The organism is Cryptobacterium curtum DSM 15641 (genome assembly GCF_000023845.1).
GTDB lineage: Bacteria > Actinomycetota > Coriobacteriia > Coriobacteriales > Eggerthellaceae > Cryptobacterium > Cryptobacterium curtum.
The window spans coordinates 254,666-273,403 of sequence record NC_013170.1; the positions used below are offsets into that span (position 1 = coordinate 254,666).

The window sequence follows — 18,738 nt, forward strand, 5'->3', positions numbered from 1 at the left end:
TACTCGAGAGGAAATGACATGTCAGAAAACGCTTTAACCAGGCGTGGCTTTCTGGCCACAAGCGCGGGGGTTCTTTCAGCCGCGGCGCTTAGTGGCTATGTGGGCTTTGAAGCTTGGGAGCGGGCGTACGCTGATGATGCTGATGAAAAGAATGGCACGGTCAGCGTCGTGCACTCATTGTGTAACGGCTGCTCGAATAAATGTGGGTTTGCCGGCTATGTTGTCGATGGCCGCCTGCATAAAATGATCGGCGATGAAGCGCATCCAACGGGCAAAGGGAAACTTTGCGCGCGCGGCTATGCCTATGCCAACATCGCTTACGACAAAGATCGCCTTACCGACCCGCTCAAGAAGAATGAGCGTGGTGAATTCGAGGCGATTACCTGGGAGGAAGCATTCGAGGAGATTGGCGCGCAAGTAAAGGATATTCTTGCCGATAAAGGTCCATCTGCTCTTGCTATTGTGGAAGACCCGCGCCCGTCGGGCGACTATTATTCTCGCCGCTTCATGAATGCGCTTGGATCCGCCAATATCTATACCCATGCGGCTGCCTGTAATCTGTCTTGCCGCTCCGGTGCATTTTTAGCTATTGGCGCAAATGAATGGTCGAGCGATATTGCGCACTCCAAAATGACGATGTTCATTGGGCGCAGTTATGCTGATGGCATTCGACCTGCTCAAATTACTGCCATGCAAAATGGTTTTGATGCTGGTGCGCATATCGTTATTGTCGATCCGCGCTACTCAAATTCTCAGCGATTTGCTGATGAATGGGTGCCCATCAAGCCCGGTACTGATTTAGCGCTGGTACTCGCCATGAGTAACGTGATTGTTTCTGAAGAGCGCTACGATACGGCATTTATTGAAGCTTACGGCGAAGGCTTTGAAGAGTACGCAGCTACCGTACGCGAATACACCCCCGAATGGGCTGCTTCTAAGACGGGTATTGATGCGGTTACTATCCGTCGTCTCGCCCTTGAAATGGCTGATGCTGCACCTGCTTGCTCTATTGTGGCCGGCTGGCGGGGGCCATCAGGCTGTCAGTATAAAAATTCCGGTGAATTGGGACGTGCTGTTGCGTTGTTTAACGCCCTGTTGGGTACGTATGGTGCAAAGGGTGGATCGAAGATATCGGCAAAATTTGCTGCTGGCAAACTTGATGCGGGTAAGTTTCCTTCCGTACCTAAGCCTGAAGTTAAACAAGTCGGTGCCGACGAATACCCCCTCGCGCGAACCAACATGGGATCAGCTCTTGCGGCAGCGAAGGCTGCTCATGAGGGTAAATTGTCCGGCATGTTCTTTTATAACTGCAACATGGTGGGTGGCTACGCGAATCCGGCGTATCTGTCCGAAGCGGTTGAATCGCTGCCGCTTTCCGTATGCATCGATGTACAGATGAGCGAAACAGCCATGGCCTGTCAGTACGTGCTACCTGACACGTCGTATCTGGAACGCGATGAAGTTCCTGCTTTTAACGGTGGATCGACCCCTTCGGTTTCTTTGCGCAGCAAGGTCATTGAGGTGGTGCATCCCAATACAAAACCATGTGATGAAATTTTCACCGGCTTAGCCAAGGCGTGTGGTGTTGGTCAGTACTTTGAATTCACCGTGCAAGAGCTCGCGCAGGCTCAGCTTGCATCGGTGGGTGTGGACTATGAAGCAGCCAAGCGCATTGGTACCGTTGGTGTGCCGCAGGCTGCTCCTAAGGCAAGTGCTGTTCTTACCTGGGGAACCCCGTCGGGCAAGGTGATGTTTGCTAATCAAAAGTGCGTCGATGCTGGCTTAACCGCTGCACCATCTTGGATCGAACCAGAGGTTATGCCATATGGCAATGAACTGCGCCTTATCGAGGCCAAGCAGCCCATTCACAGCCATACCATGACAGCAAATAACGAGTTTCTTATGAGTTTGACGCACCGGTACGATCTCACGCGCGCGTGGATCAGTGTGAAGACGGCCGAATCGCTTGGCGTGTCAGAGGGAGACGAAATAGAAATTTCTAACACCCAGCACACGGGTCGAATTCGCGCACATGTAACGAACCGCATTGTTGATAGTGCGATCTACTTGCCATCGGCGTATGGTCGCAATGTCAAAGATCAGCACACAGCCGATGGGGTAGGCCTCTGTCCCGCTGATTTTGTCAAATTCCAGATTGAACCCGCTTACGGGTCGGCTATGTCGCATGAGGCATGTGTCACAGTAAAGAAGGTGGGTGCGTGATGGCTCGGTATGGAATGCTCATCAACACCAAAAAGTGTATTGGTTGCTATACCTGTGTGAGTGCTTGCCAGCGTCAGAACGACTTGAAGCCGGCACAGCAGTTTATTCGCTTTGAAGAAAAAGAATCAGGCGTATTTCCTCAGGTTTCATTTGAAACGGTACCACTGCAATGTATGCATTGCGAAGATGCTCCGTGTGCAGCTGTTTGTCCAACCGGCGCAGCTCATATCGGCGCTGATGGCATTGTGGCGGTGGATGAAGGGCGCTGCATCGGCTGCAAGTATTGCATGGCTGCCTGCCCGTATCAGGTGCGTGTATGTGACGAAGAAACAGGGACGGTTGATAAGTGTCGTTTTTGCACAGTCAGTGCCAAGGATGGCACCGCTATGTGCTCGTGCGTTGAAGCATGTCTGACTGGCGCGCGCATATTCGGCGATTTAGACGATCCTGAAAGTGAGATCTCAAAGGAAATCGCCAGGACTAATGCCCAGCCTATTGCAGGTGACCTGACGAAGTCCAAGGTCTATTACGTGAGGTGATGAGAAATGCAGTTTGAACCCATTTGGGATGTACCTATTGCGCTCTACCTGTTTTTAGCAGGTCTGGGCGGCGGTGCATTTATCACCTCGGCCTTGGTGGCCTGGAAGCATCCTGATGCGCATACTGCGCGCAAGATTGGTCGCTTTATTGCCCCGGTTGTTGTTGCCGTTGGCTTACTGCTGCTGATGACTGATGCCAAAGCAGGCTTGTTCAACCCCTTGCGTTTTGCTCTGCTGCTCCATAATCTTGGATCGGTTATGACCTGGGGTGTTATCTTTCTTGCAGTATTTGAAGTGGTAGCGCTTGTGGTGGCTATTCTTGAGTTAACAAAACGTGCGGTGCCGCGCTGGCTTGATATTGTGGGTGTTGTTTCAGGCGTTGCTGTAGGCGCCTATACTGGCTGTTTATTGGGCGTAGTGCATACCTTCCCGCTGTGGAACAACTCTATTCTACCCGTGCTGTTTTTAGTGTCGGCCCTCTCTACCGGAGCAGCTTCGGTTGTGTTTGGCACACTGATTGCTGCTCCCAAAGAAGCCGAAAGGCTTACAGTGGTTAAAGGCGCTCATTATTGGTTGCCACTCGTTGAGCTCGTACTGGTTGCTGCGATGTTGTTTATTGTTAATACAGCAGGAGCAACGGCGCATACAACGGTTATGGGATTGCTGGCGGGCAAATTTGCGCTGCCATTCTGGCTTGGCTTTATAGCAATTGGTCTTGTGGGGCCAGCGTGCATTGAAACGTATGAGCGCTTCTGCGCTAAGGAGAAGGGGTCTGCTCAAGGCTCACGTGCGCTTGGTATTGTTAGTGAAGGCGGTGTCCTTGTTGGGGGCTTCCTTTTGCGTTGGATGATTGTGGTAGCGGCCTTGCCCGTCACGTTAGTGGTTCCCGCAGTGATGTAAGTACTTTGCAGTAATGAGGTAGCTTGTAGCGGCTGTTCGTGACCTCGTGCTTTGCTGTAGTGGTTAGCAGCTCGTCGCCTAGATATTTAAGACGCTCCTACGGATAGTATCTGCATTTTCAAGCAATGGGATGAAAGGTAGTGTTCATCCCATTGCGCTCTGTCACAATAGGGATATGAGCAGACAAAAGAAAAAGCGATCAACCAAGGATACGCAGCGTGCGAAGCGCACAACAAAAATGCGTTCTCGTGACCGAAATCGAGCGGGCAGCCAGAAACGGGCAGGTAACGCGACGCGCTCGGGCGGACATAATCAAGCGAGCAATCGGAATCGCGCAAGTGCTCAGATTCAAACAGATGACCAGATCAAAACAAGAAATCGAAAGCAGTCGAGCGGACATGTTCGAGCTGACGAACAGAATCGTGCGGACAATTACGTGTCCCATCCGCGTGTTTGTCCGTTATCGGCTGAGTGTGGCGGATGCTCGCATATCGAAGAACCTTATGCGCATCAGCTAAAGCGAAAGCAGTATTTCATTGCCGAGCTGTTTGCAGACGAGATCAAAGCGGGCTGCACCCTTGAGCCCATTATTGGTATGGAAGATCCGTTTGGCTTTCGCAATAAAATTGCGTCACCCTTTGCGCCGGTGCGATCAAGCCGCACAGGCAAGAGGGTGCGGCATACCAAATCTGGAGACGCCACTTTACAGCAGGACACTGCTGCCCGACAGCGAAAGACAAGCGTGAACTCACTTTCGCGTTCGCGGTCTACTTCATCTGCGGTGTCTTCAATGCGCTATGGTTTATATGCGGCGGGCACTCATCGTCTCATCAGGGCGGATAAGTGCCCGGTCGAGCACCCTATAGGGCGACGTGTTGTGGCGGCTACTGCGCAGCTTATGCGTAAATGGGATATTGCCCCTTACGATGAAGATGCCGGTACTGGCTTCATGCGTCATGTTATTGTACGCGTCGGGCATGAGAGTGACGAAGTCCTCGTGACGCTTGTTACGAATGGCAAGGTCTTCCCCTCAGGTAAAAACTTTGCGCGGCATCTTAAGAAACACTGCCCCGAAATAACCACGGTGGTTCAAAACGTCAATATGCGCAGCACCAATGCTATTTTCGGTGGCGAAGAGCAGGTGCTCTATGGCCCAGGCTTTATCCTCGACACATTGTGTGGCCTTTCATTTCGCATATCGTCCCATTCGTTTTATCAGGTCAATGCTGTGCAGACCGAAGTACTCTATCGCACTGCTCTTGAAATGGCAGCTTGCACCAGTAGTCATCAGGCACTGACGATTTTGGATGCATACTGCGGCACCGGCACCATTGGTTTGGTGGCAGCTTCACAGGTGCCAAACTCCCAGGTAATAGGTATCGACAACGCTTCATCTTCCATCCGGGATGCCCGGCAAAATGCCGTGCATAACGGTATTGCTAATGCAACGTTCCTCTGCGAAGACGCAACCGACTTTTTGCTTCACCGTGCTGCAGCAAGCGACTCCATTGACGTGCTCATGATGGATCCGCCCCGTGCTGGATCAACATCGGAATTTATTGAAGCAGCATGTGCGCTTGCGCCCGAACGCGTGGTCTACATTTCGTGCAATCCTGCTACTCAGAAGCGCGATGTGCGGTTGTTTGCACGCGGGGGTTATCATCTTGTGCGCCTGCGTGCCGTCGATATGTTCCCGCACACCGACCACATTGAAACCGTTGCTCTTTTAATGCGGAATGCCGAATTCTTCGCGCAATCTTAGGTGTATTTCTTTGTGAATGAATACACTACGCGCTAATAAAAAGCTCTCTTAGTTGATCGTCTTCAGCAATGGAAAGACCGCACGCATCTTCGAGAAAGCCAGCCATACCGCCATAGTTGTCATCGATAGCATCAAGAGCTGCATTGAGATATTCAGGGCGTGCTTCTAAAAGTGGTCCGATTTTGTCGGAGAGTCCCGGCTTAATGCCCCGTGCCATTTTTGCCTGTATGCGCGCTTGTAGTGCCGGTAGACTACGGTTTGTGCGTAGATAGTCGTGCATAACATCACTGTAGGAAACACCAAGCGCTAACAGCACGATAGACACCGCAACGCCGGTGCGGTCCTTTCCATTTGTGCAGTGGAATAGCACCGCTTTGCCATTACTGGCAAGAAGCGTCCGAAATAGTTGTTGCCATTTATCGGCAAGGCGCTTATCAACCATCGATCGATAGATAGTACATACGTCGTATGTATCAGGGTTCCAAGTACCAGTAAGCAGTTCGCGTAGGTTGCCGTCTTGAAAGCTGATGCCCAGTGCACTTGCTGGCATCAAAGGTATATGGACACTTTCAACACCAGGCATTATGGGGTCAGGTCGACGGTTGCACTCGAGTGATGTACGCAGGTCGATAACGGTACCGAGGTTAAATCGATCAGTTAAGCGGATGCATTCGGAGGCGGTAGCATCGAATAGCTCAGCGCTGCGGTAAATTCTGCGTTTGCGCAAGAGCGCTCCACCCTCGGCAGGCATACCGCCCACGTCGCGCAGGTTACGTATATGGCTAAATTGAATCATGGAATTCAGTATGTTTCTTTGCTGTATCGCTTTCAAGGGGTGGAAAGATTGAAACAGACAATGCAGAGTTATCTAGGCTATTAGATGTTGTGAGAGTATTATCAGTATTATCAAGAGTCAGCACAATATAGTTGACGCTATATTGCGTAGAAGGAAATGGCATATCGCGTGAATGCCATTCAGGTGTTTGTACCCTCTGAGGTATTGGAATTGGTAAATATATAAGTTGGCAATAGACAAAAATTCGATCTATGCAACATATAATACAGAAGGGAAAAGTATGGCTGACTCGGACGAAATCATCAGCGCCGTGGGACAGACCCCGCTTATTGAATTAAAACGGTTTTCACAGCAGGTACAGGCACGTGTTTTGGTGAAATATGAAGCGGCCAACCCTGGTGCTTCCATTAAAGACCGAGCTGCACGCAGTATGATTGAGCGTGCCGAGCAACGCGGCGAAATAGAGCCAGGAAAGAGCGTTCTTATTGAGCCGACAAGCGGAAATACCGGTATCGGTATAGCGATGATAGGAGCTGCGCGCGGGTATCGTGTGGTGTTGACCATGCCCGAATCGATGAGCCGTGAACGTCGAGCTTTGGCTGCTGCGTATGGTGCTCAATTGGAATTAACGCCGGCTGCATTAGGGATGCGCGGTGCGGTCGACCGAGCAGCCGAGTTGGCAAGCCAGATTGAGGGTGGCTGGGTTGTAGGACAATTCACCAATCCAGACAATCCATTGGCACATGAAGTAACAACAGCGCCCGAAATAGAACAGCAACTGGGGAGTGCACCCGATGTTCTTATTGCCGGAGTAGGAACGGGTGGTACGATATCGGGTTGTGCACATTATTTCCAACAGCATAAAGCTCCTACCCGTTTCTTTGGGGTGGAGCCCGCTGAAAGCGCCATTATTGCTCAAGCACTTGCGGGCGAAGATATTACGCCAGGTCCGCATGGTATTCAGGGTATTGGAGCTAATTTTATTCCAGAAACACTTGATCTTGCCGTTCTTGCTGGTGCTATTGCGGTGCCCACGGCGGTAGCACTCGACTATGCCCGGCGCATTGCGCGTGAAGAAGGCCTGCTCGTGGGCATTTCATCAGGGGCCAATTTGGCGGCTGTCGAGCGTCTTGTGCAACATGATGAATCGGCGCGTGGCAAGACAATTGTTACTTTTGCAGTTGACAGTGGAGAACGCTATCTTTCGACTCCGCTGTTCGACGGGGTGGCATAAGATCCGCTTATGGTAGAATCTCTTCCTATCCTCGATCGCGTTCTGCAAACGATCGACGATCGTGCGCTGGTGCTGCCTGATCAGCCGGTGCTGTTGATGGTGTCGGGCGGCTCCGATTCAACCGCGCTTGCCTATCTGACAAGTGATTTATCGGCGGCAGGCCGTGTTGGGCCACTTGCACTCGTGCATGTTAATCATTGTTTGCGTGGTGACGCTTCCGATGGCGATGCAGCGTTCGTGCGCCACCTGGCCGAAGCGTTGGAGTTGCCTTATTTTCAATATGATATTGATATCGCAGCCCTTGTTGAACAGACGGGGGAAAATCTCGAGGCAGTTGCGCGGAGTGAACGCTACGCTGCAGCTCAAGAAGCACTTTCAAACTTTTGTGCTCAATTGAATTTTCCAACTTCATCGGGGCGTATCTTTGTTGCTCATACGCGCAACGACCGAGTGGAGAATTTCTACATGCGCTCGATTGTCGGGTGTGGGCCAGGAGGCTTTCGGTCGATGCGCTATATAAATGGGTGCATTGTCCGCCCTCTGTTAGACGTGAGTCGCGACGATCTGCGTGATTATCTGCGTCGCCGCGCGCTTGATGCCCAAAACGATGCGTCGGTTGTTCTCGTGCGCGACAAAGACGGTTCACTCTGGCGTGAGGATGCTACGAACGCTCATACCGATCGGTTTCGGGCATATGTGCGCACAACTATGGTGCCTGCAGCGCTTGAACGTAACCCGCGGGTACTTGAAGTGTTGTGTCGCACCATGAACTTGATTGCTGATGAAGACGACATGCTTGCCGAGATGGCTGAGCACATTATGACGAGTGATGTTCAGTGGCGTGATGATGAAACATGCCTGATAAAACCCTCATTTGCGCAACATCAGCAACCAATTCAGCGCCGAGTTGCTTTTCAGATATTACAGCGACTGTTGACTGCCGAGGCGCGCGTGGAATCTGCGGCAGTCGAAGCGGTGCTCAATGCCTTTTCACCCGATGGACCGCGCAGTGGATATGTTGCCAACATTCAGGGTAATCTTGCGTTATCTGCCAATAAGCGTGGATTGCTTATCGAGCCAATGAATTCTTTTCGCGTACGTAGGCGAAAAGATACGACGAAATTTTGCAAACAACCAAAGGAATAAAGCATGAGCAAGATAGAGGTGGTACTCGCTTCTTCGTCGCCCCGGCGCCGTCAGTTACTTGGTGAAGCCGGGATACGATTTCGCGTGCAGGCAGCCGACGCTGACGAATCGCTCGACGACGATTTGCGCGCTGATCCAGCTCGCGCAGCACGTACCGTAGCCGAGCGGAAAGCCGCCATGGTAGTGCAACAGGTCATAGCCGATTCTTTGACGCATACAACAGCTGTCATCGGGGCTGATACTATGGTTGTTCTTGATGGACAGATATTCGGCAAGCCACAAAACTTTTCGGCAGCGTGTGGCATGCTGCGTAAATTATCGGGACGCACTCATCAAGTGATTACTGGCGTGTCGGTGTGGATGCTTGAACCGACAGCAGACGGAGAGGTTTCGATCGGTCGTCGAACGTTTTCCGAAGTGAGCGAAGTGACGTTTAAAGATCTCTCCGACGACGATATCAAGACCTATGTACACACCGGTGAAGCGTATGACAAGGCCGGATCTTACGCCATTCAAGGCGAGGGAGCCCGCCTGGTGGCGCACTGGGAAGGTGATTGGCGCAACATTGTTGGCTTGCCAGTAGAAACACTGCTCTATCTTGTGCCAGCGTTATGTGAGAGCGATACCTAAGTGAAAATATCTGAGAGAAGTTTGCTCTATTCGCGTGTGCAGCTTTTATAGTTGGTTGATAGTTGATTGGCATCTCTTTCCCTGTTTTCCACCTGCTCGTACGTGTAATTACCGTGCGAAACAGCAACCCGTTACCGTATCGTATTTTTTGGGCAGGTACGGTTTGCTACACTCGGACTCACGCGTCGACGCACCATGTCGGTGCTTTTTATGCTGGAAAGAGGTAGCAGTGCAAGTAATGCACGAAGACATTGACAAAATATTATTCACCGAAGATGATTTGCGCGCTCGCGTAAGCGAAATGGGACATCAGATCACTGCTGACCATCAGGGTGAAAGCTTGCTAGTTGTTTCGGTTTTGCGCGGGGCGGCTATTTTTATGGCCGATCTTGTGCGCAACATTACGTTACCACTCGAAATGGATTACATGGCTATTTCGTCGTATGGCAATGGAGTAAAAAGTTCGGGTATCGTGCGTATTTTGAAGGACCTTTCATCTTCGGTGGAAGGACGGCATGTTCTTATTGCTGAAGATATTCTCGACTCAGGCCTTACGCTGAGCTATCTCATGCGCAATTTAGAATCGCGCAACCCGGCCTCCATTGAGGTGGCCACGTTGCTGCGTAAGAAAACTCGCGCGCAGGCCGACATCGATTGCCGCTATGTTGGCTTCGAATGCCCCGATGAATTCATTGTTGGGTATGGTCTCGACTATGCCGAGCGTTATCGTAATCTGCCGTATATTGGCGTGCTGAAGAAGAGCGTCTACTGCTAATGCATTTGTTTGCCGTATCGCTTTCGTTTCCGCGCCCCGATGCCTGTCGATATGACTGGCGATAAAAGGACACATATTCATGCCACAACAGCAAAAACCACCCCTACAACCCAATCCCCGTACTGCCATCGTATGGACTATCTTGATGGCGCTCATCTTCATGTTCTTGGCATCGCAGTTCATCGGACTTGGTCAGGCAGGTCAGAGTCAAAAGACCGATACGCTGATTACGTCCGATTTTGTGACGGCCGTTAAAGAAGAACGGGTTATCAATGTTACGTTTGATGCGGGCAGTAATTCTGTTTCGGGTTCGTATTATCCGGCAGCGACAGCAGGTAATGGCGCTGCTTCGGCGTTTAACACCGCGTTTCGAGCGCTGAATGCGGCGTTGAGCACGCAGCAGATGGTATCGGATACTGCTAGTGCGGGCGTAAGCACGGAAGACATTGCATCGTCCACGCTGGGCGAGGCGCGCAAATATACCGCTACCTGGGTTGGTCAGGATAGTCTTGGCGAACTCATGGCCGATCATCCCAGTATTCAGTACGAGGTAAAGCTTCCGTCAGGTATTTTGTCGGCAGTTCTTTCCTATTTGCCGATGATTCTGCTTGCCGTCTTCTTTGTGTGGATGTTCTACCAGATGAGCAAGGCGAACAATTCTCAGATGTCGTTTGGTAAGACCAAGGCAAAGATGGCTTCTGAAGAACGACCTGACGTGCATTTTTCCGACGTGGCTGGTGTTGACGAAGCGGTTGAGGAAATGCAAGAGGTTCGCGACTTCTTAGCTAATCCCAAGAAGTATCAAGACATTGGCGCCAAGATTCCGCGCGGTTGTTTGCTCGTGGGACCTCCGGGTACTGGTAAGACGCTGCTGGCACGGGCTGTGGCTGGCGAAGCGGGCGTGCCTTTTTTCAGCATTTCGGGTTCCGATTTTGTTGAAATGTTCGTGGGTGTTGGTGCAAGCCGTGTACGCGACTTGTTCAAACAAGCGAAAGAGGCTGCACCAGCCATTATCTTTATTGACGAAATTGATGCCGTCGGTCGTCAGCGTGGTACTGGTTTGGGTGGCGGTCATGATGAACGCGAGCAGACACTCAATCAGCTGCTAGTAGAAATGGACGGCTTCGAAGCAAACAGCTCGGTTGTACTGATTGCTGCAACCAATCGTTCAGATGTGCTTGACCCAGCCCTGCTGCGTCCCGGTCGTTTTGATCGCCAGATTGTCGTTGACGTGCCCGATGTGCGGGGCCGTGAAAAGATTTTGGCGGTGCACGCAAAGGGCAAGCCTATCGCACAGGATGTCGAGCTCGATAAAATCGCTAAGCTCACGCCTGGATTTACCGGTGCCGACTTGGCTAACTTGCTCAATGAAAGTGCGTTGCTGACCGCCCGTCGCAACAAGCAGGTAATTTCAATGCAGGAAGTCACCGAGAGCATGGAGCGCGTTATAGCTGGTCCTGAGCGCAAAGGTCGCGTTATGGACGACGATACGAAGCGCACAATTGCCTATCACGAGAGCGGTCATGCTCTGGTGGGTCACACGCTGCCGAAGGCTGACCCTGTGCATAAGATTTCAATTGTCAGCCGTGGACGTGCTTTGGGTTATACCTTGTCCATTCCCAAAGAAGATAAGGTACTCAACAGCCGTAGTGAAATGCTGCAAGAATTGGCCGTGCTCCTTGGTGGGCGCGTGGCAGAAGAAATTTTCTGCGAAGACATTACTACCGGAGCAAGCAACGACCTCGAACGAGCGACAAAGATCGCGCGTCAAATGGTTACGCAGTACGGTATGAGTTCGGAATTGGGTACTCAGATTTTCGGTCAGCCCAATCACGAGGTATTTCTTGGTCGCGACTATGGCAATACCCAGGATTATTCCGAAGAAACGGCGCGTCGTATTGACGACGAGGTCGCGCGTATTATGAAGCAGGCGCATGATACTGCTTACGAGATTCTTTCAGTCCATAAAGACCAGATGGATCTTATGGCAAGTGTTCTGCTGGAACGGGAAACCGTTGATGGCGATGCCTGCCAAGCACTGCTTGATAATACGTGGGCCGAATACCTTGCTCACGAGCAGAGTGAAGAGGGTCGCGCCCAGCGCGAAGCAGCAGCAACCACAGTAGCGCACGACATTTCGGCAGAGGCATCGACCACTGTGGCAGTGCCTGTCTCTACAGCACCGGCGGCTCCAACTGCATCGACTGTATCCATGTCAGCTCCTGCTACTGGCAATGCAGCGAACGAAAACGGTGCAGCGGCTGCAACGACGTCTGCAAACGGTTCGGGTGCAGTAAACCCATCAACAGCACTAGATACAAACGCTGCAGCGGTTGTAGATTCTTCATCAATACACAGTACTGATGAAGCTAATCCGTCGCATAATACGAATTCGTCGGGGGAGGACGCCGAGGATTCTCGATGATTTGGAAGTGTGGGAACTATTCATTCGATACCCAGGTACCAGTTGTCATGGGTATCTTGAATGTGACACCCGATTCGTTCTCTGATGGGGGATCATACGCGAGCTTCGACGACGCAATTGCTGCTGCTTGCCGTATGCGCGATGAAGGAGCACTCATTATCGATGTCGGGGGTGAGTCGACACGTCCCGGAGCCGCTGAAGTATCGGAAGATGAAGAACTTCACCGTGTGCTTGACGTGGTGCGCGCGTTGGCAGCCAATGATATCTGCGTGAGTATCGATACACGGCATGCTTCGGTGGCTGCTGCGTGCGTCGATGCGGGAGCAAGCATTATCAATGATGTGTCGGGCTTCCGCGACCCAGAAATGGTACGCGTGGCAGCTTCCTGTGATGCTGGGTTGGTTGTTATGCATATGCGTGGCGAGCCGCGCACCATGCAGCAAGAGCCTCAGTACGATGACGTAGTTGTTGAAGTGCGCGATTACTTGCTGGCACAAGCTCATATGCTTGAATCGGCAGGTGTTGATCGTGCGCGTATTTGCATCGATCCTGGTCCGGGCTTTGGCAAAACGGCACAGCAAACGGTTGAACTCGTGCGCAATATTCAAGAGTTCGTTCGAACTGGCTATCCGGTGATGATCGCCGTATCTCGCAAGAGTTATATCGGCGCTCTATACAGCATCGAAGTACCGCAGGATCGCGACAAAGCGAGCGCTGAAGAAGCACTTATGGCGTGCGAACTTGGTGCTTGCGTAGTGCGTACTCATAATGTGGCTGCAACGGTGGCGCGATTAGCTGATGTGCGTCCCTATGCTTTCATCGGACTGGGATGCAACGTAGCATTAGTTGGCAGTGCTGAAGAAAGCCAACAGAGCAAAATCGCTCAACTTGAGCACGCTATTGCTGAGATATGCCTTATTCCCGACACACAGCTTATCGATGTGTCAGGTTTCTACGAAAGTGAGCCAGCCTACCTGGAAGATCAGGATACCTTCGTAAATGCGGTAGCGCTTATTCGCACGGGCATTACACCGCGTGATCTGCTGCATTATTTACAGGCGATCGAAGATAGTCTCGGTCGTGTGCGCACGGTCAAAAACGGGCCACGCACCTGCGATCTTGATATTCTTGACTATCAGCTCTACCTTTCTTCCGATGAAGAATTGACCGTGCCACATCCGCTGCTTGCCGAGCGTGATTTCGTGGTAAAACCTCTTCTTGAGCTTGCACCGTTTCATATTCTTGCTAATGGAAAGCGCCTTACGGCCGATGCGGTGAAGGTTGGTCACGCCGTACGCATTCGCTAGGATGGGTATCTGAAAAATTTGCTTATTCATGATGCGCGATTTTGCATCTAAGGAGGAAAATGGCGTCTTTGCAATCGAGTCGCAGTAATTCTATGGCGGAAGAAACTACGGGGGGTCGTCCTGTGTCGACCGGTGCACCGATTGGCGAGGATCCCATCAACCCGGGGCGCGACGTAAAAGTCAATCGTATGGGTACTGAGTCGATTCCCCGTTTGATTGCAGAGTTTTCCATTCCTTCGATTATTGGCATGCTTGCGAATGGTGCCTATAACGTTATCGATTCGGTGTTCTTGGGCCAAGCGATGGGTGAGATCGGTCTGTCGGCCGTGACAGCGGCGACGCCGGTCATGATTATTTTTCTTGCTATCGCTTTATTAGTGGGCAACGGTGGTAATGCACTCGCTGCTCTGCGTTTGGGGCAAGGCGATCGATTGGGAGCCGAACGGGCTCTTGGCAATACGGTGTCACTTTCAGTGGTCTTTTCTCTCGCGGTTGCTTTGATAGCTTTTATGCCACCGTCAATCGAAACACTGTTAACGTTGTCGGGGGCAACGGTAGAAACATGGGATGCGGCGCGTATCTTTATTCAGATACTTTCGGCAGGCTTTATTTTGCAGTGTATCGGCATGGGGGTGAATAACTTCATCCGTACTGCTGGTGCGCCAAACCGCGCGCTTGGCACGATGGTTATTGGGGCAGTGGTTTGCATTGTTTTCAATTACCTGTTTGTTATCGTGTGCAATTTAGGCGTTGTGGGTAGTGCGTGCGCCACGCTGGTTGGTCAGGCGGCTTCGTGTGTCTGTGTGCTGTGGTTCTTTACCATTACAAAAAACGTGCCGATGAGGTTGCACGTGCGTGAGCTCGTATTTCAAGCACGCACCGTGGGAACTATTCTGGCGTTGGGATTTGCAAGTTTTGCGCTGCAAGCGGCTGCGGCAATTGTGAGCTTTGTACTAAACAACATGCTCGTTAAATACGGAGTGCAGAGTGCTATCGGTTCCGATGGAGCACTTGCCTCTATTGGCGTGGTGCAGCGGGTTGCCCTGTTTACGGTGTTCCCTTTGATTGGTGTCGCAATCGCTATACAGCCGCTGCTTGGCTTCAATTACGGCGCGCATCTGTTTGCGCGTGTGCGTACAACGGCAAAAGATGGCATTCTAACCGCTACCGCCATTTCGGTTTTCATGTGGGTGATTGTGCATGTGTTCCCCAATCAGATTGTGGGGGCATTTGGTATTGTCGACGCAGACCTGGTTTCATTTACGGTGTTCGCGCTGAAGATACAGCTGCTCATGCTACCTTTTATTGGATTTCAAATTATTGGATCCAATTATTTCCAAGCGACAGGACAGCCGTTTAAATCATCATTCCTTTCCTTGTCGCGCCAGGTTCTCTTTTTGATTCCGTTATATCTGGTGTTTCCAGAAGTGCTGCCACAGATAGCACCGCAGTTAACGAGTCTCGATGCCCTTTACTGTGCAGTTCCCGTTGCTGATTTTCTGTCTATTTTTACCACGGCGCTGTTCTTTTTTGTGGAATCAAAGCGAATCAAGCGGCTTGAAGCAGGCAAGGCGGTCGCGCGCTTTTAATGCGTTCATCTTTTATTAATGTAAACCTAAATTTATAAAAAGGTTTACATTAATAGATTACTTACCTATAGTGACACATGCTTTTATTTGCTGCGCTTATTGCATAACAATGAAGGGATAGTCCATGCAGGCAAGACAGAATAACCAGTCATTACAGCGCACTCGTTCAATTACCTTTATCGGCCTATCGGTTGCCCTGTTGGCTGTTTCAGCTTGGATTACTATTCCGCTTGGTCCGGTTCCCTTTACGATGCAAACGTTTGTTGAAGTGTTCGTGCTTCTTGCCTTACGTTCGCGCGAATCGATTGCAACTGCGGTGGCATACTTGGTTCTTGGCAGTTTGGGATTACCGCTATTCAGTTCCATGCGCGGGGGCATTGGTGTGGTAGCAGGACCGACAGGTGGCTTTCTTATCGGGTTTGTAATAGGTACCTTAGCAGCGGTTCTGTTCCTTAAACTCTTGGGGAATCGCCGCTCGATTGTTGTTGAATACGCCGCAGCTGTCATCTTGCTTATTGTTTGTTATACCTGCGGCTGGCTGCAGCTTTCCTTTGTAACGGGTATGGGTCCTGCCGCTGCTTTTGTGGCAGGCATTGCGCCTTTTATTATCATCGATCTGGTAAAAGTTGCCTTGGCAGTGCCTGTTGCTCGCGCAGTGCGCAAGGCTGTGGGGCACGATAGAGCTGTTACGCTCCCATCGAAGGGATAGCAACGATAAAGCACGCACCGCCTTCAGGTAGGTTGTAGGCCTCTACGGTGCCATCGTGTGCTTCAACGACCGATTTTACGATCGAAAGGCCAAGGCCGCTGCCGCCCGTGTTGCGGGCACGGGAAAAATCGGTACGAAAGAACCGCTCGAAGAGCATCTTCGGATCAACGTCGCCAAAGCCCGTTCCGTCATCTTTAACGGCAATAATGGAATTTCCTCCCACGCCATAGAGCTCAACACGAATATGTCCACCAGGCTCAATAAACCGGCTCGCGTTATCAACGAGATTGGAAACTACCTGCTTAAGACGATCGCGATTGCCGAGCACGTCGGGCGCTTCACCAATAACGACACAATGAGCACCGCGTTCCTGCAAAACAGGCGCAAGTGCATCAACTGCTTCTTGAGCAACGGGTCGCAAATCAACACGGGTAAAGTTCAGCACGTAGCTGTCGCCTTCGATATGCTGCAGCGAAAGTAAGTCATTAACAAGGCGCGTGAGTCGCTCGCTTTCAGTAACGACCGTGTGGCCAAATTTCTCTCGCATCTCCGGTGGTAAATCGGGGTCCGCCAGTAATTCAGCATTGCCATGAATAGCCGTAAGGGGAGTGCGCAGTTCGTGGGCAACGTCACCAACAAACTGGAGCTGTTGCTTTTCCTGGCGAGCCAGATCAGCGGCTTGTGCATAGGACGAATCGAGCAGATCTTTGAAATCACCCGCGAGATCATCAGCTTCCTGGAGCGACCCCTGAGGGGAAAAATCAATCGTTGTATCACCTGTGCGGTAGAGCCGAATTTTCTCGCGCAAGTCGGCGAGTGGCTGGGCAATAAAATGTCCGATAAGCAGTGACAGCAAGAATATCAAGCTTGCAAGCATCGCAAGGGGGACGATAATACGCCAGTCTGTCCAATTGCTTACACGAGCAAAGATAAACATGACCACGCCAGCACCAATGGAAAGAATGGTGGTAAGGAATGCGAAATATGTGGCTATTTTTTTAATAGCAAGCCCGTCCCGCTGCGCCTGCTTTGTCGCTTACTGGCGGAAGCGATAACCGTAACCGCGTACGGTTTCGACAACACTTGGATCGTACCCGGCTGCAGCAATCTTGTCACGCAGACGCTTGATGTGGGTGTCAACCGTCTTTGTTTCGGTGAGATATTCCCAGCCCCATGCATCGCGCAGAAGATCTTCGCGGGAAACAACATTGCCGGCGTGTTTCATCAGTGCTGCCATGAGTTCGAATTCGCGCGGGGTAAGATCAATCGGGCCTGAATCGCCGGTTGCCGTGTGTGCGTCTTCATCAAGTGTGATACCACTGGCGGTGATCGCATGCCCGGTTTCCATCTGGCCGCTGCCGCGCCTCAACAGCGCACGCACGCGAGCGATCAGCTCACGCAGGCCAAAGGGCTTCGACAGATAGTCGTCGCCACCAATTTCAAGGCCAACTACCTTATCGAGTTCGGTATCGCGCGCCGAAAGAAACAGGACAGGCGCACTGGTAAAACTCCGCAGGCGACGACAGAGCTCATAGCCGTCCATGCCAGGGAGCATAATATCAAGAATGAACAGGTCATAGTCCGTTTTCTTGGCAGCTTCAAGGGCGTCTTCGCCGTTATGTACGACGTCGGACTCGAAATTTTCCTTCTGAAGAGCATAGCTGACAAAATCGGTGATGGTCTGTTCGTCGTCAACCACAAGAATGCGTGAGGGCTTTTCGTTCATGGTGTTCCTTCCCGGCTGCCCGAAAGTCCACTTGGCAGGTTTTATTACTGCACGGGCTTTACTGCTGTTTGAAGCATTATCATAGCATCCTATACGGGGGAGCTTTCCGTGGGAGAGGTTGTCAAACATATGTTACTCACCATTGACGTCGGCAATACACATACCGTACTGGGTACCTGGCATGACGACGAACTTACCTATCGGTGGCGGGTGCGCACCGACGCTTCTCAGACGGCTGATCAGGCACGCATTATGCTCAATAGCCTATTCGCGCTTGACGGTATTGTCCCACGTGATGTTGAAGGGGTCATACTTGCAACGGTTGTTCCTGCACTTAATCGCCTGTGGAGCAAGGTGGCACTTGACCTGTGCGGTCGCAAGGCACTTTCTATCGATTCTGAAATGGTGGGTAGCCTGCTTAACGTATCGACTTATGAGGGGCGCATCGGCGCAGACCGTATCGCTGATGCCGTCGCCGCTCGGGCACATTATGGCGATCCGGTTATTGTGGTCGACCTTGGTACCGCTACCAACATTGAAGTAATCGATACACAGGGGCGCTTTTGCGGTGGTGTTATCGCCCCGGGTGTTGAGACATCCTTAAACGCACTGATTTCTCATACCGCTTTACTGCCAGCTATTGAAATGACCGATCCGGGCACGGCGATTGGATCAAGCACGGTGCAAGCTATCCAGGTTGGCATGATGTATGGCGAGGTTGATCGTATCGATGGTCTTATCCGACGTATTTGGAAACAACTCGGGTATCAGACAGCTGTAGTGGCTACTGGCGGATTTGGTCGTGCGATCGCAACTCTTTCACAGACGGTAACCGCTGTCGACCCAGATTTAACCTTGCGGGGATTGCACGCCATCTACAAGGCAGTTTCCCCTTTAGAATAAAAAATGTGCTGGCTTAATTAACAACGCCAGTGGTAGACACAAGCGACACTTTGCCGCTTTTACACAAACGAACC

16 protein-coding genes are annotated in these 18,738 nt (G+C 51.4%); 13 read left to right on the plus strand and 3 right to left on the minus strand.

The window, feature by feature from the left end; all coding sequences use genetic code 11:
* Nucleotides 1-18: 18 nt before the first annotated feature.
* The 4 genes from CCUR_RS01025 (at nt 19) to rlmD (ending at nt 5,424) form a co-directional block, all read left to right on the plus strand.
* The gene (locus CCUR_RS01025; RefSeq protein WP_012802629.1) at nt 19-2,223 is read left to right on the plus strand and encodes a molybdopterin-containing oxidoreductase family protein; all 2,205 of its coding nucleotides are present in this window, start codon (nt 19-21) and stop codon (nt 2,221-2,223) included.
* A complete protein-coding gene (locus tag CCUR_RS01030) occupies nt 2,223-2,762 on the plus strand; it encodes a 4Fe-4S dicluster domain-containing protein (protein ID WP_012802630.1) in 540 nt (179 codons plus the stop codon). Before CCUR_RS01025 ends, CCUR_RS01030 begins: the two co-directional genes overlap by 1 nt.
* Before the next feature lie 6 nt (nt 2,763-2,768).
* The gene (gene nrfD / locus CCUR_RS01035) at nt 2,769-3,662 is read left to right on the plus strand and encodes an NrfD/PsrC family molybdoenzyme membrane anchor subunit (RefSeq protein WP_012802631.1); all 894 of its coding nucleotides are present in this window, start codon (nt 2,769-2,771) and stop codon (nt 3,660-3,662) included.
* Between the two features lie 175 nt (nt 3,663-3,837).
* Nucleotides 3,838-5,424 carry a 23S rRNA (uracil(1939)-C(5))-methyltransferase RlmD gene (rlmD, locus tag CCUR_RS01040; protein ID WP_245526101.1) on the plus strand — a complete coding sequence of 529 codons (1,587 nt, stop codon included), beginning with the start codon at nt 3,838-3,840 and terminating at the stop codon, nt 5,422-5,424.
* 25 nt (nt 5,425-5,449) lie between these two features.
* Here rlmD and CCUR_RS01045 read toward each other — a convergent pair whose 3' ends face one another.
* Nucleotides 5,450-6,220, minus strand: a complete 771-nt coding sequence (locus CCUR_RS01045) for a tyrosine-protein phosphatase (protein WP_012802633.1) — start codon at nt 6,218-6,220, stop codon at nt 5,450-5,452.
* 280 nt (nt 6,221-6,500) lie between these two features.
* Here CCUR_RS01045 and cysK point away from each other — a divergent pair, with 280 nt between their 5' ends.
* From cysK to CCUR_RS01085, 8 genes are all read left to right on the plus strand, one after another.
* Nucleotides 6,501-7,454, plus strand: a complete 954-nt coding sequence (gene cysK, locus CCUR_RS01050; RefSeq protein ID WP_012802634.1) for a cysteine synthase A — start codon at nt 6,501-6,503, stop codon at nt 7,452-7,454.
* A gap of 9 nt (nt 7,455-7,463) precedes the next feature.
* On the plus strand, nt 7,464-8,600 hold the full coding sequence (tilS, locus tag CCUR_RS01055) for a tRNA lysidine(34) synthetase TilS (protein ID WP_012802635.1): 1,137 nt from the start codon (nt 7,464-7,466) through the stop codon (nt 8,598-8,600).
* Between the two features lie 3 nt (nt 8,601-8,603).
* The gene (locus CCUR_RS01060) at nt 8,604-9,230 is read left to right on the plus strand and encodes a Maf family protein (RefSeq protein WP_012802636.1); all 627 of its coding nucleotides are present in this window, start codon (nt 8,604-8,606) and stop codon (nt 9,228-9,230) included.
* 238 nt (nt 9,231-9,468) lie between these two features.
* Nucleotides 9,469-10,005: a hypoxanthine phosphoribosyltransferase gene (gene hpt, locus CCUR_RS01065; protein ID WP_041225174.1), complete on the plus strand. Its 537-nt coding sequence runs from the start codon at nt 9,469-9,471 to the stop codon at nt 10,003-10,005.
* Nucleotides 10,006-10,084: 79 nt separating this feature from the next.
* Complete coding sequence (gene ftsH, locus CCUR_RS01070) at nt 10,085-12,430, plus strand: ATP-dependent zinc metalloprotease FtsH (RefSeq protein WP_083771557.1); 2,346 nt, start codon at nt 10,085-10,087, stop codon at nt 12,428-12,430.
* On the plus strand, nt 12,427-13,737 hold the full coding sequence (gene folP / locus CCUR_RS01075; RefSeq protein WP_012802639.1) for a dihydropteroate synthase: 1,311 nt from the start codon (nt 12,427-12,429) through the stop codon (nt 13,735-13,737). Before ftsH ends, folP begins: the two co-directional genes overlap by 4 nt.
* A gap of 188 nt (nt 13,738-13,925) precedes the next feature.
* On the plus strand, nt 13,926-15,326 hold the full coding sequence (locus CCUR_RS01080; protein ID WP_012802640.1) for an MATE family efflux transporter: 1,401 nt from the start codon (nt 13,926-13,928) through the stop codon (nt 15,324-15,326).
* Nucleotides 15,327-15,450: 124 nt separating this feature from the next.
* Nucleotides 15,451-16,035, plus strand: a complete 585-nt coding sequence (locus CCUR_RS01085) for a biotin transporter BioY (RefSeq protein WP_012802641.1) — start codon at nt 15,451-15,453, stop codon at nt 16,033-16,035.
* Here the strand turns inward: CCUR_RS01085 and CCUR_RS01090 are convergent.
* Both CCUR_RS01090 and CCUR_RS01095 read right to left on the minus strand, forming a co-directional pair.
* Complete coding sequence (locus CCUR_RS01090; RefSeq protein ID WP_012802642.1) at nt 16,013-16,972, minus strand: sensor histidine kinase; 960 nt, start codon at nt 16,970-16,972, stop codon at nt 16,013-16,015. The two genes, CCUR_RS01085 and CCUR_RS01090, sit on opposite strands and share 23 nt — an antisense overlap.
* A gap of 99 nt (nt 16,973-17,071) precedes the next feature.
* On the minus strand, nt 17,072-17,761 hold the full coding sequence (locus tag CCUR_RS01095) for a response regulator transcription factor (protein ID WP_012802643.1): 690 nt from the start codon (nt 17,759-17,761) through the stop codon (nt 17,072-17,074).
* A 129-nt stretch (nt 17,762-17,890) separates the two neighbouring features.
* Between CCUR_RS01095 and CCUR_RS01100 the strand changes: the two genes are divergently transcribed.
* Nucleotides 17,891-18,664 (plus strand): type III pantothenate kinase, encoded by a 774-nt coding sequence (locus CCUR_RS01100; RefSeq protein WP_012802644.1) that lies wholly within the window; start codon nt 17,891-17,893, stop codon nt 18,662-18,664.
* Nucleotides 18,665-18,738 lie beyond the last annotated feature (74 nt).

What these genes read in the sequence shown, in the direction of transcription:
- CCUR_RS01025 (WP_012802629.1), top strand. Translation starts at nt 19, where the DNA reads ATGTCAGAAAACGCTTTAACCAGGCGTGGCTTTCTGGCCACAAGCGCG.
- CCUR_RS01030 (WP_012802630.1), top strand. Translation starts at nt 2,223, where the DNA reads ATGGCTCGGTATGGAATGCTCATCAACACCAAAAAGTGTATTGGTTGC.
- nrfD (WP_012802631.1), top strand. Translation starts at nt 2,769, where the DNA reads ATGCAGTTTGAACCCATTTGGGATGTACCTATTGCGCTCTACCTGTTT.
- rlmD (WP_245526101.1), top strand. Translation starts at nt 3,838, where the DNA reads ATGAGCAGACAAAAGAAAAAGCGATCAACCAAGGATACGCAGCGTGCG.
- CCUR_RS01045 (WP_012802633.1), bottom strand. Translation starts at nt 6,220, where the DNA reads ATGATTCAATTTAGCCATATACGTAACCTGCGCGACGTGGGCGGTATG.
- cysK (WP_012802634.1), top strand. Translation starts at nt 6,501, where the DNA reads ATGGCTGACTCGGACGAAATCATCAGCGCCGTGGGACAGACCCCGCTT.
- tilS (WP_012802635.1), top strand. Translation starts at nt 7,464, where the DNA reads ATGGTAGAATCTCTTCCTATCCTCGATCGCGTTCTGCAAACGATCGAC.
- CCUR_RS01060 (WP_012802636.1), top strand. Translation starts at nt 8,604, where the DNA reads ATGAGCAAGATAGAGGTGGTACTCGCTTCTTCGTCGCCCCGGCGCCGT.
- hpt (WP_041225174.1), top strand. Translation starts at nt 9,469, where the DNA reads ATGCACGAAGACATTGACAAAATATTATTCACCGAAGATGATTTGCGC.
- ftsH (WP_083771557.1), top strand. Translation starts at nt 10,085, where the DNA reads ATGCCACAACAGCAAAAACCACCCCTACAACCCAATCCCCGTACTGCC.
- folP (WP_012802639.1), top strand. Translation starts at nt 12,427, where the DNA reads ATGATTTGGAAGTGTGGGAACTATTCATTCGATACCCAGGTACCAGTT.
- CCUR_RS01080 (WP_012802640.1), top strand. Translation starts at nt 13,926, where the DNA reads ATGGGTACTGAGTCGATTCCCCGTTTGATTGCAGAGTTTTCCATTCCT.
- CCUR_RS01085 (WP_012802641.1), top strand. Translation starts at nt 15,451, where the DNA reads ATGCAGGCAAGACAGAATAACCAGTCATTACAGCGCACTCGTTCAATT.
- CCUR_RS01090 (WP_012802642.1), bottom strand. Translation starts at nt 16,972, where the DNA reads ATGTTTATCTTTGCTCGTGTAAGCAATTGGACAGACTGGCGTATTATC.
- CCUR_RS01095 (WP_012802643.1), bottom strand. Translation starts at nt 17,761, where the DNA reads ATGAACGAAAAGCCCTCACGCATTCTTGTGGTTGACGACGAACAGACC.
- CCUR_RS01100 (WP_012802644.1), top strand. Translation starts at nt 17,891, where the DNA reads ATGTTACTCACCATTGACGTCGGCAATACACATACCGTACTGGGTACC.